Genomic DNA, 24,725 nt, shown 5'->3' with positions numbered 1-24,725 from the left:
TCAGTTCCCCGTCGGTGCGTGTGTCGGTTCCGGCATCGGCGCCGATGCCGGTGATGGTGCGGGCCAACGCTTGTCGGCCGGAAAGACGTCGTCGAGGCGCCCCTGCAACGCGGTGCCGTAGACCGGGTTGGGCAGCATGAACCACCCCGCCCCCCACAAAGCCGACACCGCGGTGCCCGCCGCCGCGTCGCGCCGGATCGCGGTGCTCGCGGTCGCGGGTGCGGCGTTGAACAGGTCGGTGAAGTCGCCCAGCTGGTCGCCGACCATCGCGATCACGCAATATTTCTGCGCGATCCGCCAGCGCCGCGCGTCCTTGCCCGATGGCGCGCCCGCCTCCCGCAGCCACAGCGTATCGCCGACCACCGTCTTGCCAAGCCCCGCGCGCTCCAGCGCGTCCTGCGTCGCCGCCGCGCTCTCGGCCGACCGGTTGGAGTTGAACACCACCGTCACCCCCGCCTTGCGCGCCGCCGCCAGCGTATCCACCGCACCCGGCACCGCGGACACCTGTCCTGCCCCGGTCGCCTCCCACTGCGCCCAGCGCGCCGGGTCGAACCCAACACCGGTCATCGCGGCATCGCGTTCGTAGCCGAGGTTCAGCAGCGCCGTCTCGTCGATGTCGAGCACCACCGCGAGCGGCTTCTTCCCGCACGTCATGAACTTCGGTGCCGCCAGCATCGCGCCCTCGGCGAGCACGACCGCATCGGGCTCGACCCCGGCCTTCCGCAACCGCGCCTCCGCGCCGACATAGTTGCGCAGTGCCGCATAGGCCTGAAGGCTGATCGCCGCCGCCTCGCCCGATCCATAGAGATACTGCATCCCCGCCGGCGCGGTGCCGGGCACCGGTCGGACGGGCGCAGCTGGAAGCGTCCCGTCCGGTGCAGGCATCTGCCCACCCGGAATCAGCGTCAGCGCCGGCTCGCCCTTGCGCCGCTTCTCCGCCCTGGCCGGCTTGTCGCGCTTGAGCACCTGCCGCCCCATCGTCGCCCCCGCCGCGACCGGGATCACCGCCGCCACGCAGCCCGACAGGACGAGCGACGCGGCGGCAAGCGCCGAAACGGTCGCCATCCGCCCCGTCACCCGCCCGGCCGTCACGCGGTCGCCCGCTCGCGCGTCAGGCGGAATTCGATCTTCTTGTCATATGGGCTGCCGACGATCATCCGGTTCACATAGATGCCGGGCAGATGGATGCAGTCGGGGTCGAGGCTTCCTGCGGGCACCACTTCCTCCACCTCGGCGATGCAGATTTTCCCTGCAGTCGCCATCGGTTGGTTGAAGTTCCTCGCGGTCTTTCGGAAGATCAGGTTTCCCGTCTCGTCGGCCTTCCAGCCCTTGACGATCGCCAGGTCGGCGCGGATCCCGCGCTCCAGGATATACTCCTCCCCGTCGAAGACCTTCACTTCCTTGCCCTCGGCCACCTGCGTGCCCACGCCGGTCTTGGTATAGAAGCCGGGGATTCCCGCGCCGCCGGCACGGCAGCGTTCGGCAAGCGTACCCTGCGGGCAGAACTCCACCTCCAGTTCGCCGCTGAGATACTGCCGCTCGAACTCCTTGTTCTCGCCGACATAGCTCGAAATCATCTTTTTCACCTGCCGCGTGCGCAGCAGCTTGCCCAGCCCCTCGCCGTCGATGCCCGCATTGTTGCTGGCGATCGTCAGGTCCCTGGTGCCTGCATCGCGGACCGCGTCGATCAGGCGCTCGGGAATGCCGCACAACCCGAAACCGCCCGCGCAGATCGTCATCCCGTCGAACAGCACGCCGTCGAGCGCGGCGGCGGCGTCGGAGTAGAGCTTCTTCATCGCGGACGACTCTCCTGATCGGTGCGCCCGAGCGATTACGCGGGCGGGCGCGGCGCGGTCAAGCGAACCGGAGACGGCGCTCAGAAACTCGCGGCATCCACGCCGAGCGCGTCCGTCAGGTCGCGCAGCGCCTGATCCTCCCCCGTCACCTTGATCGCGCGCATCCCCAGCATCGCCGCCGGCTTGCAGTTGATGCCCAGGTCGTCGAGATACACGCACGCCGCCGCCGCGACGTCCAGTGTGTCGGTCATCATCGTGTAGATCCGCGGATCGGGCTTGCGGATCCCCACCTTGCTGCTTTCGATCACATGATCGAACTTGGCGAGGATCGCGGAGACCCTGGCGGCCTTCTCCGACGTCCCCGCCATCCCCGCCCCCTCGCCCGCAGGCACGTTGTTGGTGATGCACCCCAGCCGATAGCCATGCGTCTTCAACCAGTCGATCGCGTGCACCATCCGGGGCCGAATGTCGCCGGATAGCAACGCCAGCACATCGTCCCCCCGCACCTCATGCCCGAGCGCCTTCGCCTCCTGCGCGAACGCGGCGTCGAAACCGGCCGCGTCGAGTTCGGCGCGCTCGAACCGCGCCCAGGCATTGTCGTCGGGATCGGTCGCGTTGATCCGGCGGATCAGGTCGTGCGGCAGGCCGCGCTCGCGCTCCATCTGGTTGAACGCCTCGAACGGCGACGAGGTGACGACCCCGCCGAAATCGAAAATCACGGTCGTGTACACTGTTGCATCCTGTTCCTGAATCGATGGCTCAATATTCCAGCCTCAGCCCCGGCCGCGCCCAGCGTGTCTTCACCAGCCGTCCGGTGCCCGACAGCGTCAGCCACGCGTCGCACATATCCGCGCCGCCGAAACAGATATTGGTCGTGAAGATGTCGTCGGTCGCGACGAACTCGACCAGGTCGCCTCCGGGCGAGATCACGCTTATCCCGCTTTCCCCGATCGTCGCGACGCAGATGTTCCCGGACGCCTCCACCGCAAGCGAATCGAAGAATTTGTAACCTGCCGGTCGATACACCGGGATTCCCGGCCCGCCGGGCCCGGCATCGAGCGCGACCTCGCCGGGCGCCGTGATGTCGAACGCCATCAGCCGGCACGTGTAGGTTTCGGCCGCGTACAGTCGCTTGCCGTCAGGGGACAGCCCCACGCCATTGGGATTGTTGCTTGGAAATATCACCTCTTTCAAATGGCTTCCGTCGGCCTTCGCATAAAAGATGCCGACGACGTCATGGATGCGCGCCTCGTAATCGACCTTGCCGTGGTCGGTGAACCAGAACCCGCCATGCGCGTCGAACACGATGTCGTTGGGACCGCGCAGCACGCACCCGAAGTCGCCCGATTTGTAGAGGATCTCGACCGCGCCCGTCGCCGGGTCGATCCGCTCGATCCGCCCGCCCGAATAGTCCTTCGCGATCCCGTGCGGCGCCAGCATCCCGCCGCTCTCGAGATACTCGAACCCGCCATTGTTGCAGCAATAGAGCATCCCGTCCGGCCCGAGCGCGAGCCCGTTCGGGCCGCCCCCCGGCTCCGCGACTGTCGTCGTGACGCCATCGGCCGACACGCGCGTGATCCGCCCCGCTGCGATCTCGACCAGCATGATGCTCCCGTCGGGCATGACGACGGGCCCCTCGGGGAAACGCAATCCGTCCGCGACCAGCGTGAACTCCGCCATCATCTCTCTCCTTTGCACGCCACCGTACCCCCGCGCCGGCGGGGGTCCAGACTCTTTTGTTTGGGGCTGGACCCCCGCCGGCGCGGGGGTACAGTCGCACCATGGAGAGCATTTCACGCACCGGCGGCCGGATCCTCGTCGACACCCTGGTCGCGCAAGGCTGCGATCGGATCTTCACCGTTCCCGGCGAGAGTTTCCTCGCCGTCCTGGACGCGCTCCACGACACCCCCGCGATCGATCTGGTGACGTGCCGGCAGGAGGGCGGGGTCGCGTTCATGGCCTGCGCCGACGGCACGCTCACGCATCGCCCCGGCATCGCCTTCGTCACCCGCGGCCCGGGCGCGACCAACGCGTCGATCGGCGTGCATGTCGCGATGCAGGATTCGCAGCCGATGATCCTGTTTATCGGCGATGTCGACCGCGCGACCCGCGACCGCGAGGCGTTCCAGGAGATCGACTTCGCCGCGATGTTCGCGCCGATCGCCAAATGGGCCGCGCGGATCGACGATGCGCGCCGCATCCCCGAATATGTCGCGCGCGCCTATGCCACCGCGATGAACGGGCGGCCCGGCCCCGTCGTCCTCGCGCTGCCCGAGGACATGCTGCTCGACCGTGTCGACGCCGTCGACCGCCCCCGCGTCGAGCGCGTCCCGCAGGCCGCCGACGCCGATTCGATGGACCTGCTCGCCGATCTGCTGACCACGGCCGAACACCCGCTCGCGATCGTCGGCGGCGCGGGGTGGGACGTCGCCGCCTCGGGCGCGTTCGCCACCTGGGCCGATCGCAACGGCATCCCCGTCGCCGCCGCGTTCCGCCGGCAGGATTCGATTCCCAACGACTGCCCGGTCTGGGCGGGCAATCTCGGCTACGGCCCCAACCCGAAACTCGTCGCGCGGGTAAAGGCGGCGGACCTGCTTCTCGTCGTGGGCCCGCGGCTCGGCGAGGCGACCACCGACGGCTATGCGCTCGTCACGCCCGATCACCCCGGCCAGCGGCTGGTCCACGTCCACCCCGATCCCGACGAGCTCAACCGCAGCTACCGCGCGGATCTGGCCATCTGCGTCGGCATGGCCGAGTTCGCGGAGGCGCTGCTCCCCGTCGACCTCCCCCCGCGCACCGCAGGGCAAGCGGCGCACGCCGATTGGCAGGCCTGGTCCACACCCGCGCCGCGCGACCTGGCGATGGACCTCGGCCCTTGTGTCGCCTCGATGCGCGAGTTGCTCCCCGCCGACACGATCATCTGCAACGGCGCCGGCAATTATTCGGGCTGGTGGCACCGCTACTGGCGTTACGCCGCGCCCGGCTGCCAGCTCGCCCCGACTGCCGGCGCGATGGGCTATGGCGTTCCCGCCGCCACCGCCGCCGCACTCCGCCACCCCGAACGCAGCGTCGTCGCACTCGCCGGCGACGGATGCTTCCTGATGAATGGTCAGGAACTCGCCACCGCCGTCGCGCACGGTGCCTCGATGATCGTCGTCGTGATCGACAACGGCGCCTACGGCACTATCCGCATGCATCAGGAACGCGAGTTCCCCGGCCGCGTCTCCGCCACCGCCCTCGCCAACCCCGACTTCGCCGCGCTTGCCCGCGCCTATGGCTGCTGGGCCGAGACGGTCGAGTGCACCGACGACTTCCACTACGCGCTCGACCGCGCCGCACGGATGCCGGGCGTGCGGCTGCTCCATGTGAAGACCGACGTGGAGGCGATCACGGCAGGTACGACGCTGACCGCGATGCGCGCCTAGTCCCCTCACGCAGAGAATCCGCTCATGCAGGCGCTGACCCTCACCACGCTGGTCGTGCGAGACTATGACGAGGCCATCGCCTTCTATGTCGGGCTGCTCGGCTTCGAGCTTCGCGAAGATCGCGCGCTATCGGCGTCGAAGCGCTGGGTGGTGGTGGCACCGCCGCGCAGCGATGGCGGCCTGCTGCTCGCGAAGGCGACCGACGAGGCACAGGCGAGGCACAGGCGCGTGCGATCGGAAACCAGTCGGGCGGGCGGGTCTTTCTCTTCTTCGAAACCGACGATTTCGATCGCGACCATCGCGACTGGACCAGCCGCGGCGTCCGCTTCGTCGAGGAACCACGGCGCGAGGATTATGGCACCGTCGCGGTCTTCGAAGACCTGTATGGCAATCGCTGCGACCTGATCCAGCGGACCGCCGCCGCCCGATAGCAAAAGACCGCCCCGGTTGCCCGGAGCGGCCCTTCGTTCAGCCGAATTCGGCCGAGATCAGATCTTGTCGCCCAGCGCGCCCTTGACGCTGCCCTTGACGTCCTGGCCGGTGCCCTTGACCTGCTGCGCCTCGCCCTCGGCGACCAGCTTGTCGTTGTCGGTCGCCTTGCCGATGGCTTCCTTGACATTGCCTGCGATCTTGTTGCCGGCGGCGGCGAGCTTGTCGGTGACTTCACCCATGGTGACCTCCTCATGCTGCAAGACCGGGGATCGGTCCGCTTGATAGACGCCGAGGATAACCGCCGGAAATCAGACCGGTTCCGTGACAAAATCTTCATCCTGCCACGGGAACAAACCCGCCCGACGAGAGTCAGATCAGCCCCGCGAGTGGCGACGACGGATCGGCGTAACGCCGCATCCCCATCCGCCCGGCGCGGTACGACAAGCGCCCCGCCTCGACCGCCGACTTCATCGCGGCGGCCATCATCACCGGGTCCTTCGCCTCCGCGATCGCGGTGTTCATCAACACGCCGTCGCAGCCCAGTTCCATCGCGACGGCCGCGTCGGACGCGCTGCCGACGCCCGCATCGACCAGCACGGGCACGCTCGCCCCCTCGACGATCAGCCGGATCGTCACGCGGTTCTGGATGCCCAGCCCCGATCCGATCGGCGCGCCCAGCGGCATGATCGCCACCGCGCCCGCATTTTCCAGCCGCTTCGCCGCGATCGGATCGTCGACGCAGTAGACCATCGGCAGGAACCCTTCGTTCGCCAGGATCTCGGTCGCGCGCAGCGTCTCGACCATGTCCGGGTAGAGCGTGCGCGCCTCGCCCAGCACTTCCAGCTTCACGAGGTCCCAGCCGCCCGCCTCGCGCGCAAGCCGCAGCGTGCGGATCGCCGACTCGGCGTCGAAGCACCCTGCCGTATTGGGAAGGTAGGTGATCCGCTTCGGGTCGATGAAGTCGGTCAGCATCGGCGCGTTCGGATCGCTGACGTTCACGCGCCGCACCGCGACCGTCACGATCTCCGCCCCCGACGCCGCGACCGCGGCGGCGTTCTGCGCGAAGTCCCTGTACTTGCCGGTGCCGACGATCAGCCTCGACCGGAAGGTGCGCCCCGCAACCGTCCACGTATCCGTTTCGGCCGGCGCCACATGGTCGCCCCCGCCGACGAAATGGACGATCTCCAGTTCGTCGCCATCCTCGACGATCACCGCGTCCAGCGTCGATCGCGGCACCACCGCCAGGTTGCGCTCCACCGCGATCTTCTCCGCCACCAGCCCCATCTCGGCGGCCAGCTGCGCAAGCGTCAGGCCGGCGGCGACCCGCTTGTGTTCGCCGTTCACGGTGATCGTCACGGTTCCGTCGGTATGGGGCATAGGCTTTGCGGGGGCACCCCCCACATCCGTTCGGGCTGAGCGTGTCGAAGCCCCGTCCTCCTCTTCCGCCCGGTACGAAGAAGAAGAACAGCCCTTCGACAAGCGCAGGGCAAACGGGCTAGGGTCGTCACGTGTCCACCTAGGCTCCCCGCCCGTCCGGTTCAAGAAAGCACCCGATGTCCGATACCGATCTTCCCGTCGTCTACGTTCTCAACGGCCCGAACCTCAACCTGCTGGGCACCCGCGAGCCCGAGATCTACGGCCACGCCACGCTGGACGACATCGCGGGCGATCTCGAGGATCGCGCCGGCGAGCTGGGGCTGGCGATCGACCTGCGCCAGTCGAACCACGAGGGACATCTGGTAGACTGGCTCCACGAGGCGCAGGCCTATGACGCCAGGGCGGTGATCCTCAACGCGGGCGCCTTCACCCACACCTCAATCGCACTCCACGACGCGATCAAGGCGATCGTCACCCCGGTGATCGAGGTGCATCTGTCCAACCCGCACACGCGCGAGGACTTCCGCCATGTCTCCTTCGTCGGTCGTGCCGCACGCGGAACCATCGCGGGTTTCGGCGCGATTTCCTACACGCTCGCGCTTGAAGCCGCGGCGCGGTTCTGACAGAGCCCGCCGTTTGAAGGGGGGCAAACCCCCAAAAGATGCTCCCCCGCACTGCGGGGATAGGCAAAAGGGAAACACGTCGCATGGCCGACAACACTGATACCGGACCGATGCAGGTCGACGTCGGGCTGGTTCGCCAGCTCGCAGAGCTGCTCGATCACACCCAGCTGACCGAGATCGAGGTCGAACACGGCGATCGCAAGATCCGTGTCGCGCGCAAGGCCGCGCCCGTCGCCGCGCCGGTTCACTATGCACCCGCCCCGGCACCGATCGCGAGCGCGCCAGCTGCCGCCGAAGCCGGCGCATCGGCCCCCGCGACCAGCGCGAACGCCGTGCGCTCGCCGATGGTCGGCACCGTCTATCTTTCCGCCGAACCCGGCGCCAAGCCGTTCGCGATCGTCGGCAAGACCGTCGCGGCGGGCGATACGCTGCTGATCGTCGAGGCGATGAAGGTGATGAACCCGATCGTCGCGCCATCGGCGGGCACGATCACCGCGATCCTCGTCGAGAACGGCCAGCCGATCGAGTTCGACCAGCCGCTGGTGGTTGTCGAGTAACCTCCCTTCTACCGTTCGGGCTGAGCGTGTCGAAGCCCTGTCCTTCTTTTCAGGCCTCGCGCCCCAAGGTGACGAAGAAGGGCAGCCCTTCGACAAGCTCAGGGCAAACGGTGGCTTTCAGGCTAGGTCCTCCATGCCAAAGATACAGAAACTGCTGATCGCGAATCGCGGCGAGATCGCGCTGCGGATCCACCGCGCCTGCCATGAAATGGGGATCCAGACGGTCGCGGTGCACTCCACCGCGGATGCCGACGCGATGCACGTCCGTCTCGCGGACCAGGCGATCTGCATCGGGCCCCCCGCCGCCGCAGACAGCTATCTCAACATCCCCAACATCATCTCGGCGGCGGAAATCTCGGGCGCGGACGCGATTCATCCTGGCTATGGCTTTCTCAGCGAGAATGCGCGCTTCGCCGAGATCGTCGAGCTCCACAACCTGATCTTCGTCGGGCCTAAGCCCGAGCACATCCGCACGATGGGCGACAAGATCGAGGCCAAGCGCACCGCTGGCGCGCTCGGCCTGCCGCTCGTCCCCGGCTCCGACGGCCCGATCAGCGATCTGGCCGAGGCGAAGGCGATCGCGGCGGAGGCGGGCTATCCGGTCATCATCAAGGCCGCGTCGGGCGGCGGCGGGCGCGGCATGAAAGTGTGCACCTCGGAGGACCAGCTCGAAACGCTCATGAGCCAGGCGGGCACCGAGGCGAAGGCCGCATTCGGCGACGCTACCGTCTATCTCGAGAAATATCTCGGCAACCCGCGCCACATCGAGTTCCAGGTGTTCGGCGACGGCAACGGCACCGCGATCCACCTGGGCGAGCGCGACTGCTCGCTCCAGCGCCGTCACCAGAAGGTGCTCGAGGAAGCCCCCTCGCCGATCATCACCGCGGAGGAGCGCGAGCGGATGGGCGCGATCGTCGCGAAGGCGATGGCCGACATGGGCTATCGCGGCGCGGGCACGATCGAGTTCCTGTGGGAAGACGGCGAATTCTACTTCATCGAGATGAACACCCGGCTTCAGGTCGAACATCCGGTGACGGAGATGATCACAGGCCTCGACCTCGTCCGGGAGCAGATCCGCATCGCCGAGGGGCACCCGCTGACGCTGCGGCAGGAGGACGTCCAGTTCCGTGGCCACGCGATCGAATGCCGGATCAACGCCGAGGATCCGCGGACGTTCGCGCCCTCGCCCGGCCTTGTGAAGATGTTCCACGCCCCCGGCGGGATGCACGTTCGGGTCGATAGCGGGCTTTACGCCGGCTACCGTGTGCCGCCCTATTACGACAGCATGATCGCCAAGCTGATCGTCTACGGCACCACCCGCCAGGGCGCGCTCCGCCGCCTGCGCCGCGCGCTCGAGGAGTTCGTGATCGAGGGGCCGGTGACGACGATCCCCCTCCACCGCGCGCTGCTCGACGATCCCGAATTCCAGGACGGCGACTATACGATCAAGTGGCTCGAGGAGTGGCTGGCCAGACAGGGCTGACATCGTCCCGATTCCCCTCGTCATCCCGGACTTGATCCGGGATCCCGCTTCTTCTCGAGGCGACGCGAAAAAGCGGGACCCCGGATCGAACCCGCGGTGACGAAAACCCCAACTGTCCTACGCAAGCAAAACACCACTTCCCTCGCTCGCGGCGATCTGCCACCGTCCCCGCCAGACAGACCGGGGACCCAAAACCGATGCGCCACATCCTGCTCGCCGCGACCATGCTCGCCGCCGCCACCCCCGCCGCCGCGGAGATCGCGACACCCAACCGTCCGATCACCGATCCGAAGTCGCTGACCTCACCCGCGAACCCCGCCGCCCGACCGATCCCGATCGACGACATCGGCACCAGCCGCTCGCTCGCCGACGCGACGTGGAGCGCGGACGGCAAGGCGATCTTCGTCATCACCAACCTGACCGGCCGGTTCAACATCTGGCGCACCGCCGCCGCGGGCAGCTGGCCCGTTCAGCTCACCCAGTCCGACGACGCGCAAAGCGGCCTCGCCGTTTCGCCCGACGGCAAATGGGTCTATTTCCAGCAGGACAGGGGCGGCAACGAATATACCGACATCTACCGCGTCCCCGCGACCGGCGGTGCGGTCGAGAATTTGACGAACACGCCCGATGTCAAGGAAGGCGGCATCGTCGTCGCAAAGGACGGTCGCCTCGCGCTCGCGACCAAGACGAAGGGCCAGGCGCAGAGCAACCTCGCCGTCCTCGAAACCGACGGCCGCGTGCGCGCGCTGACGGCGGAGACGGACCCGCAGTTCGGCTGGAGCCCCGTCGCCTGGACCGATGGCGGTCGCACGCTGATCGCCAACCGCGGCCGGATCGACAGCGCGATGGCCGAGGTATGGGCGATTGACGTCGCCACCGGTCGGGCGACCGCGCTGCTGTCGAAGCCCGACACGGTCTACGCTGCCGCCAGCGCCAGTCCCGACGGCAAGCTCCTGTCGGTTACCACCAACGACACGACCGGGCAGGCGCATGCCGGGCTCTACGACATCGCCGCGAAATCATGGCGCTGGCTCCAACCGACGCCATGGGAGCAGACCGCGGGCCGCTTCGTCGAGGGCGGTCGCGCCTTCGTCGCGCGCACCAATGCGGACAGCCGCTCGACGCTGCTCCGCGTCGACACCGCGACGATGGCGGAAACGCCGCTGCCGCTTGCGCCGGGGGTGAATTCGCTCGTCGGCGGAGCCCCGGTCGCGCCCGGCGGCACGACGCTGCTCGCGGTGCATTCGGGCGCCGATTCGCCCGCAAACCTCTACGTCGTCGATCTGGCGACGAACGCCGCCGCGCCGGTCACCCGACTGGCGATGGCCAGCCTCTCGCCCGACCAGCTCCCGCGCTCGCAGGTCGTCACCTACCGGAGCTTCGACGGCACCCCCGTCTCGGCGATCGTGACGATGCCGTACAATCTGAAGCGTGATGCCGCGAACCCCGCGATCGTCATCCCGCATGGCGGCCCCACCGGCCAGGCGCAGGACGGGTTCGGTCGCGACGCCGCCGCGCTCGCCAGTCGCGGCTATGTCGTGATCCAGCCCAATTTTCGCGGCTCGACCGGCTATGGCAAGGCGTTCCAGAAGGCCAATTTCAAGGATCTGGGCGGCGGCGACCTGAAGGATACGATCGCGGCGAAGACCTTTCTCGTCGACAGCGGCTATGTCGATGCGCGGCGCGTCGGGATCACCGGCGGCTCCTATGGCGGGTTCATGACGCTAATGGCGATCGGCCGCACCCCCGATGCCTTCGCCGCCGCGGTCCAGCAATATGGCATCATCAACTGGCGCACGATGTACCGCGACCAGGACGAATTGCTGAAGGCCTATCAGCGCAGCCTGCTCGGCACCCCCGATTCGGACGCGGCGGTGTACGACGCATCCTCCCCGCTCACCTATATCCGCGCAACAAAGGCCCCACTGCTATCCCTCCAGGGCGAAAACGGCATCCGCGTCCCCCGCGGCCAGGCACAGGAGGTCGCCGACATCCTGAAGGCCAAGGGCAACATCGTCGAAACCGTCTTCTACCCCGCCGAAGGCCATGGCTTCCGCAAGCGCGAGAACCAGCTCGACGCGCTCCGCCGGATGATCGGATGGTTCGACACCTATCTTAAGCCGAAGGCCACGAATTGACGCCCGGCAGCGGAGGACCCCCGACATGTTCATCGGCCACTACGCCCCCGCCCTCCTCGCCGCGACCGACCGCCGCGCGCCGCGCCTCGGCGCCCTGTTCGTCGCGGCGCAGTTCGTCGACATCGCCTTCTTCCTCTTCGTCCTGACCGGCGTGGAGCATATGCGGGAGGTGCCCGGTTTCACCGCGATGAACCCGATGGACCTCTACGACATGCGCTTCACCCACAGCCTGCTCGGCGCGCTGGGCTTGGCAGCGCTTTGGGCGGTGGCGACGCGCGTGCTCCGGCGTAGCTGGGCCAGCGCGTGGATCGGCGCCGCAGTGGTCATGTCGCACTGGCCGATCGACTGGCTGGTCCACGCGCCGGACCTTACCCTGGCGGGCGGCGGCACGCGCCATGGCCTCGGCCTCTGGAACCACCCGATGATCGCGATGCCGCTCGAACTGGCGCTGACGTTCGGCACGCTCGCCTTCTATGCCGCGCGGACGCGCGCGACCGGTTGGCTGGGGCACGCCTCGCTCGCCGCGTTGGTGCTCGCACTGGTCGTGCTCCAGATGATCGACTGGCTCGGGCCGAAGACGACAGTCGTGCTCGATCCCGTCCCACCATCCGGGCCGCTGACCGCGCTGGTCGCCTATGCCGTTCTCGCCGCACTGGCGACATGGGTCGCGGCGTCGCGGCGCGTGAAGGGTAGACCCACGGTGACGACGCTCTAGAAGCGAGGCCCATGAAGGCGACGATCTGGCACAATCCGAACTGCGGCACCTCGCGAAAGGTGCTCGCGATCCTCACCGACGCGGGGGCAGACCTGACCGTCGTCGAATATCTCAAGCACCCGCCGACCCGCGCCGAATTGGCCCGCCTCCACGCGCTCGCCGGCGTCGCCTCACGCGACGCGGTGCGCAAGGACGCGCCGCGCTTCCCCGACGACGCGGCCGCGCTCGACGCGATGGTCGCCGATCCCACGATCATCCAGCGCCCGCTGGTCGAGACCGACAAGGGCGTCCGCCTCGCGCGTCCCCCCGAACTGGTCCGCGAAATCCTGTGAGCGCGCTCACTCCGGGCCGCAACTGCTGGCGGATCGAGCGCGCGACCAAGGCCGCCGTCATCGTCGACGCCGACGCCTATTTCCGCGCCGCGCGCGAGGCGATGCTCGACGCCCGCCACCAGATCCTGCTCGTCGGCTGGGACTTCGACGCGCGCATCCGCCTCGCCTGGGACGACGATGACCCCGAGGCGCCCGCGACGGTGGGCGAGTTCATTGGCTGGCTGGTCGATCGCACGCCCGGATTGCAGGTCTACATCCTGCGCTGGGACAAGGGCGCGCTCAAGACGCTGTTCCGCGGCAAGACGCTGTGGACCCTCACCAAATGGCGGTTCGCGCGCGACCGGATCCACCTCAAGCTCGACGGACACCACCCGACCGCGGCGTCGCAGCACCAGAAGATCGTCGTGATCGACGATTGCCTCGCCTTCTGCGGGGGCATCGACATGACCGACGAGCGGTGGGACACGCGCGCCCACCGCGACGACGATCCCCACCGGACCTCGCCGCGCGGTAACCCATACAAGCCGTGGCACGACGCCACCACCGCGCTCGCCGGCCCGATCGCGGCCGGGCTGGGCGCACTGTGCCGCACGCGGTGGGAGATCGCGGGCGGCGACCACATCCCGGCCCCGCCGCACTCGACGCATGTCTGGCCCGAGTCGATCGATCCCGATTTCACCGACATCGACGTCGCGATCTCGCGCAGCCAGCCGCTTCACGACGGGCAGGAGCAAATCCTCGAGATCGAGCGCCTCTATCTCGACCTGATCGCGCGCGCGACGCGCTTCATCTATGCCGAGAGCCAGTATTTCGCCTCGCGCCGCGTCGCAGAGGCGATCGCGAAGCGGCTCGACGAGGCCGACCCGCCCGAGATCGTCATCGTCAACCCGACGACCGCGCAAGGGTGGCTCGAGCCGCTCGCGATGGACACCGCCCGCGCCCGCCTGTTCCAGGCGCTTAAACGCCGCGACCGCCACGACCGGCTGCGCCTGTATCACCCGATGACCGCGAAGGGCGCGGCGATCTATGTCCATGCCAAGGTTCTGGTGATCGACGACGACGTGATCCGCGTCGGCTCGTCGAACTTCAACAACCGCTCGCTCCGGCTCGACACCGAATGCGACGTCACGATCGTCGACGACGGTGGCCGGATCGCCGCGATTCGTGACGACCTGATCGCCGAGCATCTCGATTGCCCGCCCGCCACTGTTACCGTCGCGATCGCCGGGCATGGCCTGATCGGCGCGATCGAGCGCCTGCGCGGCAGCGGCAAGACGCTGATCCCTTACGAGATTCCCGACCTGAACGGCGTCGAAGAGTGGCTCGCCGACAACGAGGTGCTCGATCCCGAGGGACCGGAGGAGATGTTCGAGGCCTTTTCGAAGCGCGGTTTGCTGCGCCGACTTGGCGGGCGGTTGCGCGACCGACTCCACCGCAAACCCGCGCACATCTGATCGCTCAAGGTCTCACGCGGCCGGTCCGCCCCTTCATCACTCGAGGCGCGCACGGTAGGGGCGAGCGTCCGGAGCGAGGCGCTGCGGCGGTGATCCCGCACCTCCCGCGCTAGGCCTCCAACGACAGCATCGACCCGGTATCGACTGGTGCCGTGCGTACCGCGCCGGGCGCATAGGAGAGGATCCGCGCCGCACCGTCCGCCGCAACCGCCTTCACGGCTTCGACCTTCTCGATCCGTCCCGCGGCGACGCTGGTCGCAGGGCGCGCGGGATCGATGTCCTTGCTCGCCAGCGCGATCTCGTCGGCGGTCAGGCAGGCATAGCCCCGCACGAACCGCGGCAGCGGAAATCCGGCATCGATCGGCATGGCGGTGCTCCTTTCCGTTGCGACGAGGACTGTCCGGTCATCATCCTCTCACGAACATCTTGCGCGATCCTCAACGAACATGTTGCCGAAACCTTTAAGCAGGATGCGCGCGCAAGGGTGACGCGCCGCCGCCGCCCCGCTAAGGGCACCGCATGACCGAGATCACCGCCCAGATCGTCGCCGACCACGGCCTGTCCCCCGACGAATATGATCGCGTCCTCCACGCGCTCGGTCGCGCGCCGAACCTCGTCGAACTCGGCATCTTCTCGGTCATGTGGTCCGAGCATTGCAGCTACAAGTCGAGCAAGATCCACCTGATGAAACTGCCCACAAAGGGCCCGCACGTCATCTGCGGCCCGGGCGAGAACGCGGGCGTCATCGACATCGGGGACGGACAGGCGGCGATCTTCAAGATGGAGAGCCACAACCACCCGTCCTATATCGAGCCCTATCAGGGCGCCGCGACGGGCGTCGGCGGAATCCTGCGCGACGTCTTCACGATGGGCGCCCGCCCGATCGCGAACCTCAACGCGCTGCGCTTCGGCCGGCCCGACCATCCGAAGATGCGCCACCTGATCGCTGGCGTCGTCCACGGTATCGGCGGCTACGGCAATTGCGTCGGCGTGCCGACGGTCGGCGGCGAGGTGAACTTCCACCCCGCCTATGACGGCAACATCCTCGTCAACGCGATGACGGTCGGCGTCGCGGATCAGGACAAGATCTTCTATTCGGCCGCCTCCGGCATCGGCAACCCGATCGTCTATGTCGGCTCGAAGACCGGGCGCGACGGCATCCACGGCGCGACGATGGCCAGCGCGGACTTCGGCGAGGATGCCGATGCCAAGCGCCCCACCGTCCAGGTCGGCGACCCCTTCACCGAGAAGCTGCTGATCGAGGCGTGCCTCGAACTGATGGCCTCCGACGCGATCGTCGCGATCCAGGACATGGGCGCCGCGGGCCTCACCTCCTCCTCGGTCGAGATGGCGTCGAAGGGCGGCGTCGGTATCGAACTGGTCATGGACGACGTCCCCCAGCGCGAGGAGGGCATGACCCCCTACGAGATGATGCTCTCCGAATCGCAGGAGCGCATGTTGATGGTGCTCAAGCCTGGGCGCGAGGACTTCGCCAAGGCGATCTTCACCAAGTGGGAGCTCGACTTCGCGGTGATCGGCCACGTCACCGACACCGGCCGGATGGTCCTGAAATTCCAGGGCGAGACGGTCTGCGACATCCCGCTCGGCCCGCTCGCCGACGACGCACCGCTCTACGATCGTCCGCATGTCCCGACGCCCCCGGCGAAAGCACTCGTGAACGTGCCCGAGAGCCGCGATATCGCCGCCGACCTGCTGGTGCTGATGGCCTCCCCCGACATCGCCTCGCGCCGCTGGATCTGGGAGCAGTATGACCACATGGTCGGCGCGGACACCGTCCAGCGCCCCGGTGGCGACGCCGCGGTCGTGCGCGTTCACGGGACGCAAAAGGCGCTCGCGATGACGACCGACTGCACCCCGCGCTACTGCTTCGCGGACCCGGTCGAGGGTGGCAAGCAGGCGGTCGCGGAGGCTTGGCGCAACCTCACCGCGGTCGGCGCGACCCCGCTCGCCGTCACCAACTGCCTCAACTTCGCCAACCCGCAGCGCCCCGAGATCATGGGCCAGATCGTCGGCTGCCTCGACGGCATGTCGCAGGCCTGCATCGCGCTCGACTTCCCGATCGTCTCGGGCAACGTCTCGCTCTACAACGAATCGAAGGCGACCGGCGGCGGCTCCGCGATCCTGCCCACCCCCGCGATCGGCGGCGTCGGCCTCATCGCCGAATGGACGAAGAGCGCGACGATCGCCTTCAAGGGCACCGGCGACGTCATCATGGCGATCGGCACGCGCCGCGGCGATCTCGGCCAGTCGCTGTGGCTGCGCGAATGCCACGCGCGCGAGGAGGGACCTCCGCCGCGCGTCGACCTCGCGCTCGAGCGCAAGACCGGCGACCTCATCCGCGAGGCGATCCTTGGCGGCCAGCTCACCGCGGTCCACGATGTGTCCGACGGCGGCATCGCGGTGACGCTCGCGGAAATGGCGCTGGCGGGCAATATCGGCGCGATGATCGATCGCAAGCAGCCGTTCGACTGCGCGCATTCCTTCTTCGCGGAGGATCAGGGCGTCTACATCGTCACGGTCGACGATTCGGCGCTGATGGATTTCCTCGCCGCAGCACACGCCGCCGGCGTCGAGGCCGAACCGCTTGGCCGCACCGGCGGCAGACGCCTGATCTTCGAGCGCCCGAACCGCGACGACGTCGTCACGCTCGACGCGCTGCGCGCGGCGCACGAAGGGTTTTTCCCGAGGCTCATGGGCGTGCCGGCGTAACGGGCAGCCACCGCCTCCTCGTCACCGGATCGCGCTGCGGCGGCGCGCTCGGAGAGCCAGCGATCACGGCTTTCGCTGCGCTATCCGCGAAGCTGCTATCGTTACGCCCCCGATCCATGGCACCTCTTCGCCATGACACCCCCCGCCCCCGACCGAATCGCCACGCTCGACATCATCCGCGGCGTCGCCGTGATGGGCATCCTCGTGGCGAACCTCCCCGCCTTCGCGCTGCCCGAGGCGGCCTATTTCTCGCCACTCGCAGCCGGCGGGACCAATGCCGCGGATATCGCGGTCTGGTTCGTCACCTTCGTCCTAGTCGAGGGCAAGATGCGCGGGCTGTTCACCTTCCTGTTCGGCGCGTCGATGCTGCTCGTCGTCGATCGCGCGACCGCGAGCGGACAGAACGCCGCCGCGGTCCATTACCGCCGCATGGCTGTGCTCTTCGCGATCGGCTGCGCGCATCTCTATCTTCTCTGGTGGGGCGACATCCTCGCGCATTATGCGCTGATCGGCGCGATCGCATTCGTGTTAGCGGGATTGAAGGCGCGCCCGCTGGTCGTGATCGGGCTGACGACGCTGCTGCTCAGTCTGCTGCTCGACAGTCTCGCGGTCGTCACCGTCTTCGCCAGCGCCGCGCGCGACACGCCGCAGGCGATCGCGACGTGGGCCGCCTTCGCCCAGTCGTTCGGCATGCCCCCCACCGCCGATCTTGCCGCCGAGATCGCGGCGATGCGCGGCGACTGGTCCGGCGGGGTCGCATGGCGCTGGGCGCACGCGATGTCGCCCCTCACCGCGCTGACGACGTTCGGGCTGGAGACCTTCAGCGCCACGCTGCTCGGCATGGCTGCCTACCGCTCGGGCTTCCTGACCGGCGCTTGGGAGCGCGCGCGCTATCGTCGCTGGGCGAAGATTTGCCTCGGCATCGCGCTCCCCGCCTATGCGCTACTCGGCATCAACACGATCGCGCACGGGTTCGACCAGCGCTGGGTGGTGTTCGCGTCGATCTTTGCCGTGGGCCCATTCCGCGCGCTCGGCTTCGTCGGCTATGCCGCGCTGCTGATCCTCCTCGCCCGCCCGGGCGGCCGGCTGACGACGCGCGTCGCCGCGACCGGGCAGGCCGCATTCACCAACTATCTCGGAACCACGCTGGTGATGGCGCTGATTTTCCAGGGTTGGGGGCTCGGCCTGTTCGCCACCCTGCCCCGCGCCGCGCTCTATCTGCTGGTGCCGCTGGCCTGGCTGGCGATGCTCGCCTGGTCGAAGCCGTGGCTGGACCGATTCGCCTATGGTCCGCTCGAATGGCTGTGGCGCAGCGCCGCGCGTCTGGAGATCCAGCCGATACGCCGCGCTGCAATTGCGACAAGCCGCAGCGGATAGCCTGCGAATTAGACGCAAGAGCCTTGCGATCGGTTCGCATTAGCCGTAGACCGCCCTGCATAGCGAGGGAGTGGTCATGGTCGTCTGCGTCTGCAATGCCATCCGCGAATGCCAGGTGCGCGAAGCTGCGCGCTGCGGCTCGACGACCGCGTGCCAGGCCTATCGCTCGCTCGGTCGCCAGCCGAAGTGCGGCCAGTGCGTTCCGTTCGCGCGAGCCATTATCGATGAGGAGCGCGCGGCTGCGTAGCGTTCGCAGACGCTGAAACCCGCGGAATTCCGCCACTTTTACGATTGCCGAACCGCTATTTGACCCTGTATCACGCCCCCATTCAAACGGAGGCGTATATGAAGGGCGACCAGAAGGTCATCGATTTCCTGAACGAGTCGCTCAAGAATGAGCTGACCGCGGTCAACCAGTATTGGCTGCATTTCCGGATGCTCGATCACTGGGGCGTCTACAAGCTCGCGCAGTTCGAACGCCACGAATCGATCGACGAGATGAAGCACGCCGACATGCTGTCGGAGCGCATCCTGTTTCTCGACGGCCTCCCCAATTTCCAGATGCTGGGTCGCCTGCGGATCGGCGAGACGGTCGAGGAGGTCCTCAAAGCCGACCTCGCGCTCGAGATCGAGGCGGTCGGCCAGCTCAAGGAAGCCGTCGCCTATTGCGAGAGCATCCGCGACTTCGTCAGCCGCGACCTGTTCCAGCGCATCCTCGCCAGCGAAGAGGAGCATGTCGACACGCTGGAGCGCCAGTTCGAGATGATCGAGCGTATGGGCATCCACAACTATATCCAGCTGAACTCGGTCAGCGAGCACGACAAGGAGGCGTAAGCCCGACGCCTCATCCGTCCCCGCCGGCGCGGGGACGGGCCGGCGTCAGATTGTCCGCCGGCCGAATCCCGCCGCCGGCTTGCGCTGCGCCAGCGGATTGGCCTCGCGCTCCAGCAGCGCCAGCGTCTCCTGAAAGAGCGGACGCAGCTTCACGATATGCTCCAGTGCCTCGTCGGGCGTGTCGCGCACCTCGACGCAGTCGCGCGCGATACCTTCGATGATCTCGGCGAGCGCTCCCAGCGGTTCCGCGCCAAACTGGCGGGCCTCGCCTTTCAGCGTATGCGCGGGGATGACCATGGCCGCGGCGCTCTTCGCGCGCATGGCTTCCTCGATCGCGACGACCGACTTCACGCCGTCCTCACGGAAATAGCCCAGGATACGGACGAATCCCGCGCCAAGCTCGGCGCGCGATCGCGAATAGGCGGCCCAATCCACCAGGGTGCTGCCTTCGAACGACACCGTTTTCTCCCCCGTCCCCCCACCGACCCCCGGCGCGACGGTTTTTCCGGCGTCATCATTACCCGCAAACGGTAAAGAGGGGGTTGATAGGGCACGAGATTTTTGTCCGGCGCCTCGATGACCTCAGTTTTTGTCGTGATCGAACGGGTTCTTCGGCGCACGCATCGTCACCCGCACCGGCACCGCGCCGAATCCCAGCTCGCGCCGCATGGAATTGACCAGATAGCGTTCATAGCTCGCGGGCAGCTGATCGACGCGCGTGCCGAAGATCACGAAGCTGGGTGGGCGCGTCTTCACCTGCGTTACGTAACGCATCTTGATCCGCCGGCCGCCGGGTGCCGGCGGCGGGTTCGCCTCGATCGCGCGTTCGAACCAACGGTTGAGCTCGCCCGTACCGACGCGTCGCGACCATGCCTCGCGCGTCTCGAACGCCGCGCCGATCAGCTGGTCGATCCCGCGCCCGGTAACGCCCGACACGGTGATGACGGTCACGCCCTTCACCTGGCTCAGGCCGTCCTCGAGCGCCTTCTTGACTCCGTTGAACAGCGACGAGGCGTTCTCCGCCACGTCCCACTTGCTCAGCGCGATGACGAGCGCACGCCCTTCCTCGAGAACCCGGTCCGCGATACGCAGGTCCTGCGCCTCCAGCCCCAGCGTCGCGTCGAGCAGCAGCACCACCACCTCCGCGAAGTCGACCGCGTGGAGCGCATCGGCGACCGACAACTTCTCCAGCTTGTCCTGCACCTTCGCGCGCTTGCGCATCCCGGCGGTGTCGATCAGCCGAACCGGCCGCTGTCCACCCTTGGGATCCTGCCACATCCAGTCGACCGCGATCGAATCGCGCGTGATCCCTGCCTCGGGACCTGTAATGAGCCGGTCTTCGCCCAGAATGCGGTTGATGAGCGTCGACTTGCCCGCATTCGGCCGCCCGACGATCGCCAGCTTCAACGGCGCATCGGGGCTCTCGTCGTCCTCCTCAGGGTCGCCGAGATCGTCGCGCCCTTCGAGATGCGGCAGCAGCGCCTCGAACAGGTCCGCGATCCCCTCGCCATGCTCCGCAGACAACTGGACGGGATCGCCGAACCCCAGCGCGAGCGATTCGAGGATCCCCTGCTCGCCCGCACGTCCTTCGGCCTTGTTCGCGGCCAGGATGATCGGCGTCGTGGAGCCGCGCAGCCACCGCGCGATCTCCTCGTCGAGCGGAACGATGCCCGCGCGCGAATCGAACACGAACAGCGCGACATCGGCCTGCGCCACCGCCGCTTCGGTCTGCAACCGCATCCGCCCCGGCAGCGTCTGCGCGTCGTGATCCTCATACCCCGCGGTATCGATCACGATGAAGTCGAGCCCGAGCAGGTTCGCCTCGCCCTCGCGACGATCGCGCGTCACGCCGGGACGATCGTCGACGAGCGCCAGCTTCTTGCCGACGAGGCGGTTGAAAAGCGTCGACTTGCCGACGTTGGGACGGCCGACGATCGCGACGACAGGAAGACGGGACATGCGTGCCCCCTACCCGGTTATGCGCGGCGCGTCACCCCGCGGCGACGGCGCCCGTGCCGCCTCACCGATACGCCGTCACATGCCCCTTCTGGTCGAGCACATAGAGCGTCGAGTTCGCGACCACCGGCGGCAGCGTGATCGCGTCCTTGGTCTCGATCGTCGCCTGCACCGCGCCGTCCGCAGGGTTCACGCCGACGATCTGGCCTTCCGAATTGGTCAGCCACAGCTTGTTGCCCGCCAGAACCGGGCCGAACCAGATGATCCCGCCCTTCTTCTTCTTCAGGTTGCGGTACTGGTCGAGCTGGCCGATCCACCGCACCTTGCCGGTCGCGCGCGACAGGCAAACGACGCGCGCGTCGTCGGTCACCACGAAGATCCACTCGCCGCCGATCCACGGCGTCGAGATGCCGGCCAGGTTCTGCTCCCAAAGCCGCTGCCCGGTCGCGATCTCCAGCGCGACCATTCGGCCACCCTGCCCGACCGCATAGGCGCGTCCATCCGCAATCACCGGATCGGCATCGATGTCCGCCAGGCTCGACACCGAAGTCGAGATCGAGGTGCGCGAAAGAGCGTCCTGCCACAATGTGCGGCCGTTCTCGTAACGATATGCGTTGAGTTCGCCCGACGAGAAGCCTGCGACGATCGTACCCGAGCTCGCCGCCGGCGCAGCGACGCCGAAGACGCCCTGCGATTCGAGGCTGCCCGACTGGGTCCACGCGACCTTGCCGTTGCCCTCGTCGAGCGCGAACAGCTGGTTGTCCTGGCTCAGCACATAGACCTGCCCGTTGGCCACGCTCGGTGCCCCGCGCAGCGGACCTCCGGGTTTCGAACGCCATACCTCGCTGCCGTCCGCGGCGTTGAGCGCGACGACGTCGCCCAGCCCGTCGGTCGCGAACACCTTGCCCTCGTCATAGCTTACGCCGCCGCCGAACCGCGCGGAGCGTGTCTTTTTCTCGTCCGACGCGATCGGCTTGCTCCATAACTTCGCGCCGGTATCGGCGGCGAAGGCATGGACGGTCGCGTCGACGTCGACCGCGAACAGCTTGTTGTCCGCGATCACCGGGGCCGCGCCAAGCCGCTGGCGGTTGCTGCCGCCGTCGATCTGCGCGGTCCAGGCACGCGTCGGCGAGTCCGCCAGCGCCAGATGCCCCATCGCCTTGGCCGCGTTGCCGCCGGACTGGGTCCACGCGTCGTTCACAACCGCGGGCGGCACCGCGACGGGCACCGCCGCGATCGTCTTGTCCGCCTCGGCCTCGTTCTCGGACACCAGGATCGGCACGCGGTTGCCCAGCGTCGGGGTGCCCTTGCCCTTGCCCTTGAACACCCCGCAGGCACTCAGCGCCACCATCGACGCGATCGCGACCGAGGTCACCAGCTTGCTTTTCATGTGCGTGTCTTGTCCTCGTTCGCGCCCGCAGCGGGGGTCTGCACCGCATCGACGCCCAGTACGCCGGCCATCTGAACCGCGCGTTGACGGATCGTGTCGGGCACGCCTTCGGCCTTGGCGATCTGGCCGAACAGCTTGCCGGCCAGATCGCGCCGGCCCTGCTTCATATACGATACCGCGACCAGCTCGCCCGCGCTGCCGAACCACGGATTGCCGTCGATCGCCAGTCCGCGCAGCCGCTGGATCACCACATCGGGCTTCAGCGTGTCGAACTCCGCGGTGGTCCGGCGGATCGTCGCGAGATCGCGGAACGGCTGCGCGACGCCCTCGTCCGCGGCGATCGCGGCGAAGGTGGCGGCGGCGCCCTTCAGGTCGTTCTTCTGGAGCTGGATGTCGCCCTGCGTGAACCGCGCGAGCGCGCGATAGCCGTCGCGGTCCGATGTCGCGAGCTCGCCCAGCGGCTTGGCTGCGGCCGCCACGTTCTGCGAGCCCAGCGCATCATAGGCGCTCTGCAGCGTCTCGCCCTCGACCCCCGCGGCCTGCGCCTGCCGGTGTTGCCAGAACAGATACCCCGCCAGCGCGATCAGCGCAACGACCACCGCGACCAGCGCGGCGATGCCGTAGCGCTTCCACAGCCGCGCGGCCTGGTCGCGGCGGAGTTCCTCGTCGACCTCGCGCAGGAAGGCCTGGTTTTCGGGCGCTACAGCCAAGACATGCTCCGGGTGCGATAGGGGACAAACGGCAAGTCGCGAGCCTTAGCCCCACGCGCGCCGAAACGGAAGCGCGCTCAGTCTTTGGGCGCGTACACCTGGTCCGCGGTCGGGAACGCGCGCGATCGCACCTCGCCGGCATAGGCCTCCGCGCGTTCGGAGATAAACGCCGCCATGTCGCCATAGCGCTTCACGAACTTCGCGGTCCGCTCGAACAGCCCCAGCATGTCCTCCGCGACCAGCACCTGCCCGTCGCATTGCGCGGATGCGCCGATCCCGATCGTGGGGCAGTCGACCGACGCGGTGATCTCGTCCGCGATGGTCTCCACCACGCCCTCGATCACCATCGCGAACGCACCCGCATCCGCAACCGCCTTCGCATCGGCGACGATCTTCGCCGCCTCCGCCGCGCTGCGCCCGCGCGCACCATACCCGCCCAGCGTGTTGACCGCCTGCGGCGTCAGCCCGACATGCGCCATCACCGGGATGCCGCGCTCCGACAGGAAGCGTATGGTCGGCGCCATCGCCGCTCCGCCCTCGAGCTTCACCGCCGCCGCCCCCGTCTCCTTGAGCAGCCGCGCCGCGCTCGCGAACGCCTGCTCCGGCGACGCTTCGTAGCTGCCGAACGGCATGTCGATCACCACCACCGCGTGGAAGCTGCCCCGCACCACCGCCGCGCCGTGCGCCGCCATCATCTCGAGCGTGACCGGCACCGTCGACGGCAGGCCGTAGATCACCTGCCCCAGGCTGTCGCCGACCAGCAGCAGGTCGCAATGCGGATCGAGCAATTGCGCGGTGCGCACCGTATAGGCGGTCAGCATCACCAGCGGCACGCCCTTGCCAGCAGCGATCTCCGCCTTGCGCCGGCGGATCGCGGGAACGGTCAGCCGCTTCATCGGCGCTGCCACCGGGGTCGCACGACTCGTCGAGCTATCGATCGTGAAGGTCGTCGACATGGGTTATCCGATCCATCCGCGCACACGCCCGTGTCGCGCCATCCACAGCGCGAATGCCGCCACGCCCGCGATCAGCAGCGGGAACGGCACGACCGTCGCCGCGCCTTTGTGCGCGACGATATCGGTCGTCGTGAACAACCAGCCGAACTGGATCACGACCGCCACCAGCGAGATCGCGGTCAGCGGCACCGCCAGCACGCTGCGCGCCACCAGCGCCAGCGCGCCGAAGAATCCACATCCGACCGCGACCGCGTACACCGCATTGTACCACACCGGCAGCGCAGCATAGAGCGCGCGGTCATAGTCCGTCGCCGGCCCCATCGCCTCCGCACCCAGCCGGAACTGCTGGAGGCAAGCGTAACACCCCGCCAATCCCCAAACGACCAGTATGATCGCAACCATGCGAAACCAAACCGGCGGCGGCGAACGAAATCGCGACA

The 24,725-nt window shown here is 68.0% G+C and carries 25 protein-coding genes and 1 pseudogene; 13 read left to right on the top strand and 13 right to left on the bottom strand.

The genetic code is table 11. From position 1 onward, the window contains the following. From ACV7NO_RS08835 to ACV7NO_RS08820, 4 genes are all read right to left on the bottom strand, one after another. Positions 1 to 1,065, bottom strand: a complete 1,065-nt coding sequence (locus ACV7NO_RS08835) for a 5'-nucleotidase, lipoprotein e(P4) family (RefSeq protein ID WP_463405633.1) — start codon at positions 1,063 to 1,065, stop codon at positions 1 to 3. 23 nt (positions 1,066 to 1,088) lie between these two features. Continuing rightward, positions 1,089 to 1,796: a CoA transferase subunit A gene (locus tag ACV7NO_RS08830; protein WP_463405632.1), complete on the bottom strand. Its 708-nt coding sequence runs from the start codon at positions 1,794 to 1,796 to the stop codon at positions 1,089 to 1,091. An 80-nt stretch (positions 1,797 to 1,876) separates the two neighbouring features. Then, positions 1,877 to 2,527, bottom strand: coding sequence for an HAD-IA family hydrolase (locus ACV7NO_RS08825; protein WP_463405631.1), 651 nt, complete (start codon positions 2,525 to 2,527; stop codon positions 1,877 to 1,879). A gap of 28 nt (positions 2,528 to 2,555) precedes the next feature. Then, positions 2,556 to 3,476 carry an SMP-30/gluconolactonase/LRE family protein gene (locus tag ACV7NO_RS08820; protein ID WP_463405630.1) on the bottom strand — a complete coding sequence of 307 codons (921 nt, stop codon included), beginning with the start codon at positions 3,474 to 3,476 and terminating at the stop codon, positions 2,556 to 2,558. Between the two features lie 101 nt (positions 3,477 to 3,577). Between ACV7NO_RS08820 and ACV7NO_RS08815 the strand changes: the two genes are divergently transcribed. Both ACV7NO_RS08815 and ACV7NO_RS08810 read left to right on the top strand, forming a co-directional pair. Then, the gene (locus tag ACV7NO_RS08815; RefSeq protein ID WP_463405629.1) at positions 3,578 to 5,221 is read left to right on the top strand and encodes a thiamine pyrophosphate-binding protein; all 1,644 of its coding nucleotides are present in this window, start codon (positions 3,578 to 3,580) and stop codon (positions 5,219 to 5,221) included. A gap of 24 nt (positions 5,222 to 5,245) precedes the next feature. Further along, positions 5,246 to 5,652: pseudogene (locus tag ACV7NO_RS08810) on the top strand (VOC family protein). A 57-nt stretch (positions 5,653 to 5,709) separates the two neighbouring features. Here ACV7NO_RS08810 and ACV7NO_RS08805 read toward each other — a convergent pair. Then, positions 5,710 to 5,892, bottom strand: coding sequence for a CsbD family protein (locus tag ACV7NO_RS08805; protein ID WP_463405628.1), 183 nt, complete (start codon positions 5,890 to 5,892; stop codon positions 5,710 to 5,712). Positions 5,893 to 6,022: 130 nt separating this feature from the next. After that, positions 6,023 to 7,030 carry a sulfur carrier protein ThiS gene (gene thiS, locus ACV7NO_RS08800; RefSeq protein ID WP_463405627.1) on the bottom strand — a complete coding sequence of 336 codons (1,008 nt, stop codon included), beginning with the start codon at positions 7,028 to 7,030 and terminating at the stop codon, positions 6,023 to 6,025. A 176-nt stretch (positions 7,031 to 7,206) separates the two neighbouring features. On the opposite strand from thiS, the gene aroQ reads away from it, so the two are divergent. From aroQ to ACV7NO_RS08765, 7 genes are all read left to right on the top strand, one after another. Then, a complete protein-coding gene (gene aroQ, locus ACV7NO_RS08795; RefSeq protein ID WP_463405626.1) occupies positions 7,207 to 7,653 on the top strand; it encodes a type II 3-dehydroquinate dehydratase in 447 nt (148 codons plus the stop codon). Between the two features lie 83 nt (positions 7,654 to 7,736). Continuing rightward, the gene (gene accB, locus ACV7NO_RS08790; protein WP_463405625.1) at positions 7,737 to 8,210 is read left to right on the top strand and encodes an acetyl-CoA carboxylase biotin carboxyl carrier protein; all 474 of its coding nucleotides are present in this window, start codon (positions 7,737 to 7,739) and stop codon (positions 8,208 to 8,210) included. Between the two features lie 133 nt (positions 8,211 to 8,343). Beyond that, positions 8,344 to 9,693, top strand: a complete 1,350-nt coding sequence (gene accC / locus ACV7NO_RS08785) for an acetyl-CoA carboxylase biotin carboxylase subunit (protein WP_463405624.1) — start codon at positions 8,344 to 8,346, stop codon at positions 9,691 to 9,693. A gap of 197 nt (positions 9,694 to 9,890) precedes the next feature. Beyond that, positions 9,891 to 11,831, top strand: coding sequence for a S9 family peptidase (locus ACV7NO_RS08780; protein WP_463405623.1), 1,941 nt, complete (start codon positions 9,891 to 9,893; stop codon positions 11,829 to 11,831). 25 nt (positions 11,832 to 11,856) lie between these two features. After that, the gene (locus ACV7NO_RS08775) at positions 11,857 to 12,546 is read left to right on the top strand and encodes a hypothetical protein (protein WP_463405622.1); all 690 of its coding nucleotides are present in this window, start codon (positions 11,857 to 11,859) and stop codon (positions 12,544 to 12,546) included. A gap of 11 nt (positions 12,547 to 12,557) precedes the next feature. Continuing rightward, complete coding sequence (locus ACV7NO_RS08770; protein WP_463405621.1) at positions 12,558 to 12,878, top strand: arsenate reductase family protein; 321 nt, start codon at positions 12,558 to 12,560, stop codon at positions 12,876 to 12,878. Continuing rightward, positions 12,875 to 14,332: a phospholipase D-like domain-containing protein gene (locus ACV7NO_RS08765; RefSeq protein ID WP_463405620.1), complete on the top strand. Its 1,458-nt coding sequence runs from the start codon at positions 12,875 to 12,877 to the stop codon at positions 14,330 to 14,332. Before ACV7NO_RS08770 ends, ACV7NO_RS08765 begins: the two co-directional genes overlap by 4 nt. 109 nt (positions 14,333 to 14,441) lie before the next feature. Here ACV7NO_RS08765 and ACV7NO_RS08760 read toward each other — a convergent pair whose 3' ends face one another. Further along, positions 14,442 to 14,699, bottom strand: a complete 258-nt coding sequence (locus ACV7NO_RS08760; protein WP_463405619.1) for a hypothetical protein — start codon at positions 14,697 to 14,699, stop codon at positions 14,442 to 14,444. Positions 14,700 to 14,851: 152 nt separating this feature from the next. Between ACV7NO_RS08760 and purL the strand changes: the two genes are divergently transcribed. The 4 genes from purL (at position 14,852) to bfr (ending at position 19,273) form a co-directional block, all read left to right on the top strand. After that, positions 14,852 to 17,062, top strand: coding sequence for a phosphoribosylformylglycinamidine synthase subunit PurL (purL, locus tag ACV7NO_RS08755; protein WP_463405618.1), 2,211 nt, complete (start codon positions 14,852 to 14,854; stop codon positions 17,060 to 17,062). Between the two features lie 132 nt (positions 17,063 to 17,194). Then, on the top strand, positions 17,195 to 18,439 hold the full coding sequence (locus ACV7NO_RS08750; protein WP_463405617.1) for a DUF418 domain-containing protein: 1,245 nt from the start codon (positions 17,195 to 17,197) through the stop codon (positions 18,437 to 18,439). Positions 18,440 to 18,515: 76 nt separating this feature from the next. Further along, on the top strand, positions 18,516 to 18,686 hold the full coding sequence (locus ACV7NO_RS08745; RefSeq protein WP_463405616.1) for a (2Fe-2S)-binding protein: 171 nt from the start codon (positions 18,516 to 18,518) through the stop codon (positions 18,684 to 18,686). 98 nt (positions 18,687 to 18,784) lie between these two features. Continuing rightward, entirely contained in the window at positions 18,785 to 19,273 is a 489-nt protein-coding gene (bfr, locus tag ACV7NO_RS08740; protein ID WP_463405615.1) for a bacterioferritin, read from the top strand. A gap of 45 nt (positions 19,274 to 19,318) precedes the next feature. Here the strand turns inward: bfr and ACV7NO_RS08735 are convergent, their stop codons facing one another. The 6 genes from ACV7NO_RS08735 to ACV7NO_RS08710 form a co-directional block, all read right to left on the bottom strand. Beyond that, positions 19,319 to 19,732 (bottom strand): Hpt domain-containing protein, encoded by a 414-nt coding sequence (locus ACV7NO_RS08735; RefSeq protein WP_463405614.1) that lies wholly within the window; start codon positions 19,730 to 19,732, stop codon positions 19,319 to 19,321. Between the two features lie 123 nt (positions 19,733 to 19,855). After that, on the bottom strand, positions 19,856 to 21,232 hold the full coding sequence (gene der / locus ACV7NO_RS08730; protein WP_463405613.1) for a ribosome biogenesis GTPase Der: 1,377 nt from the start codon (positions 21,230 to 21,232) through the stop codon (positions 19,856 to 19,858). Between the two features lie 61 nt (positions 21,233 to 21,293). Further along, positions 21,294 to 22,619, bottom strand: a complete 1,326-nt coding sequence (locus tag ACV7NO_RS08725) for an outer membrane protein assembly factor BamB family protein (protein WP_463405612.1) — start codon at positions 22,617 to 22,619, stop codon at positions 21,294 to 21,296. Further along, positions 22,616 to 23,329, bottom strand: coding sequence for a tetratricopeptide repeat protein (locus ACV7NO_RS08720; protein WP_463405611.1), 714 nt, complete (start codon positions 23,327 to 23,329; stop codon positions 22,616 to 22,618). Before ACV7NO_RS08720 ends, ACV7NO_RS08725 begins: the two co-directional genes overlap by 4 nt. 77 nt (positions 23,330 to 23,406) lie before the next feature. Continuing rightward, positions 23,407 to 24,285, bottom strand: coding sequence for a 3-methyl-2-oxobutanoate hydroxymethyltransferase (panB, locus tag ACV7NO_RS08715; RefSeq protein ID WP_463405610.1), 879 nt, complete (start codon positions 24,283 to 24,285; stop codon positions 23,407 to 23,409). 3 nt (positions 24,286 to 24,288) lie between these two features. Then, on the bottom strand, positions 24,289 to 24,687 hold the full coding sequence (locus ACV7NO_RS08710; RefSeq protein WP_463405609.1) for a hypothetical protein: 399 nt from the start codon (positions 24,685 to 24,687) through the stop codon (positions 24,289 to 24,291). Between the last annotated feature and the right edge of the window lie 38 nt (positions 24,688 to 24,725).

The organism is Sphingomonas sp. Ell38C01, from assembly GCF_055231975.1.
The sequence above is the reverse complement of the archived record's forward strand: the minus strand, read 5'-3'. Positions and strand labels throughout refer to the sequence as shown.

Excerpts from the sequence above, each read along its gene's own strand:
- ACV7NO_RS08760 (WP_463405619.1), bottom strand. The coding sequence starts at position 14,699 with ATGCCGATCGATGCCGGATTTCCGCTGCCGCGGTTCGTGCGGGGCTAT.
- ACV7NO_RS08820 (WP_463405630.1), bottom strand. The coding sequence starts at position 3,476 with ATGGCGGAGTTCACGCTGGTCGCGGACGGATTGCGTTTCCCCGAGGGG.
- accB (WP_463405625.1), top strand. The coding sequence starts at position 7,737 with ATGGCCGACAACACTGATACCGGACCGATGCAGGTCGACGTCGGGCTG.
- ACV7NO_RS08815 (WP_463405629.1), top strand. The coding sequence starts at position 3,578 with ATGGAGAGCATTTCACGCACCGGCGGCCGGATCCTCGTCGACACCCTG.
- purL (WP_463405618.1), top strand. The coding sequence starts at position 14,852 with ATGACCGAGATCACCGCCCAGATCGTCGCCGACCACGGCCTGTCCCCC.
- ACV7NO_RS08745 (WP_463405616.1), top strand. The coding sequence starts at position 18,516 with ATGGTCGTCTGCGTCTGCAATGCCATCCGCGAATGCCAGGTGCGCGAA.
- thiS (WP_463405627.1), bottom strand. The coding sequence starts at position 7,030 with ATGCCCCATACCGACGGAACCGTGACGATCACCGTGAACGGCGAACAC.
- ACV7NO_RS08805 (WP_463405628.1), bottom strand. The coding sequence starts at position 5,892 with ATGGGTGAAGTCACCGACAAGCTCGCCGCCGCCGGCAACAAGATCGCA.
- ACV7NO_RS08835 (WP_463405633.1), bottom strand. The coding sequence starts at position 1,065 with ATGGCGACCGTTTCGGCGCTTGCCGCCGCGTCGCTCGTCCTGTCGGGC.
- accC (WP_463405624.1), top strand. The coding sequence starts at position 8,344 with ATGCCAAAGATACAGAAACTGCTGATCGCGAATCGCGGCGAGATCGCG.
- ACV7NO_RS08770 (WP_463405621.1), top strand. The coding sequence starts at position 12,558 with ATGAAGGCGACGATCTGGCACAATCCGAACTGCGGCACCTCGCGAAAG.
- bfr (WP_463405615.1), top strand. The coding sequence starts at position 18,785 with ATGAAGGGCGACCAGAAGGTCATCGATTTCCTGAACGAGTCGCTCAAG.
- ACV7NO_RS08710 (WP_463405609.1), bottom strand. The coding sequence starts at position 24,687 with ATGGTTGCGATCATACTGGTCGTTTGGGGATTGGCGGGGTGTTACGCT.
- ACV7NO_RS08830 (WP_463405632.1), bottom strand. The coding sequence starts at position 1,796 with ATGAAGAAGCTCTACTCCGACGCCGCCGCCGCGCTCGACGGCGTGCTG.
- ACV7NO_RS08780 (WP_463405623.1), top strand. The coding sequence starts at position 9,891 with ATGCGCCACATCCTGCTCGCCGCGACCATGCTCGCCGCCGCCACCCCC.
- ACV7NO_RS08725 (WP_463405612.1), bottom strand. The coding sequence starts at position 22,619 with ATGAAAAGCAAGCTGGTGACCTCGGTCGCGATCGCGTCGATGGTGGCG.
- ACV7NO_RS08775 (WP_463405622.1), top strand. The coding sequence starts at position 11,857 with ATGTTCATCGGCCACTACGCCCCCGCCCTCCTCGCCGCGACCGACCGC.
- der (WP_463405613.1), bottom strand. The coding sequence starts at position 21,232 with ATGTCCCGTCTTCCTGTCGTCGCGATCGTCGGCCGTCCCAACGTCGGC.
- ACV7NO_RS08750 (WP_463405617.1), top strand. The coding sequence starts at position 17,195 with ATGACACCCCCCGCCCCCGACCGAATCGCCACGCTCGACATCATCCGC.
- panB (WP_463405610.1), bottom strand. The coding sequence starts at position 24,285 with ATGTCGACGACCTTCACGATCGATAGCTCGACGAGTCGTGCGACCCCG.
- aroQ (WP_463405626.1), top strand. The coding sequence starts at position 7,207 with ATGTCCGATACCGATCTTCCCGTCGTCTACGTTCTCAACGGCCCGAAC.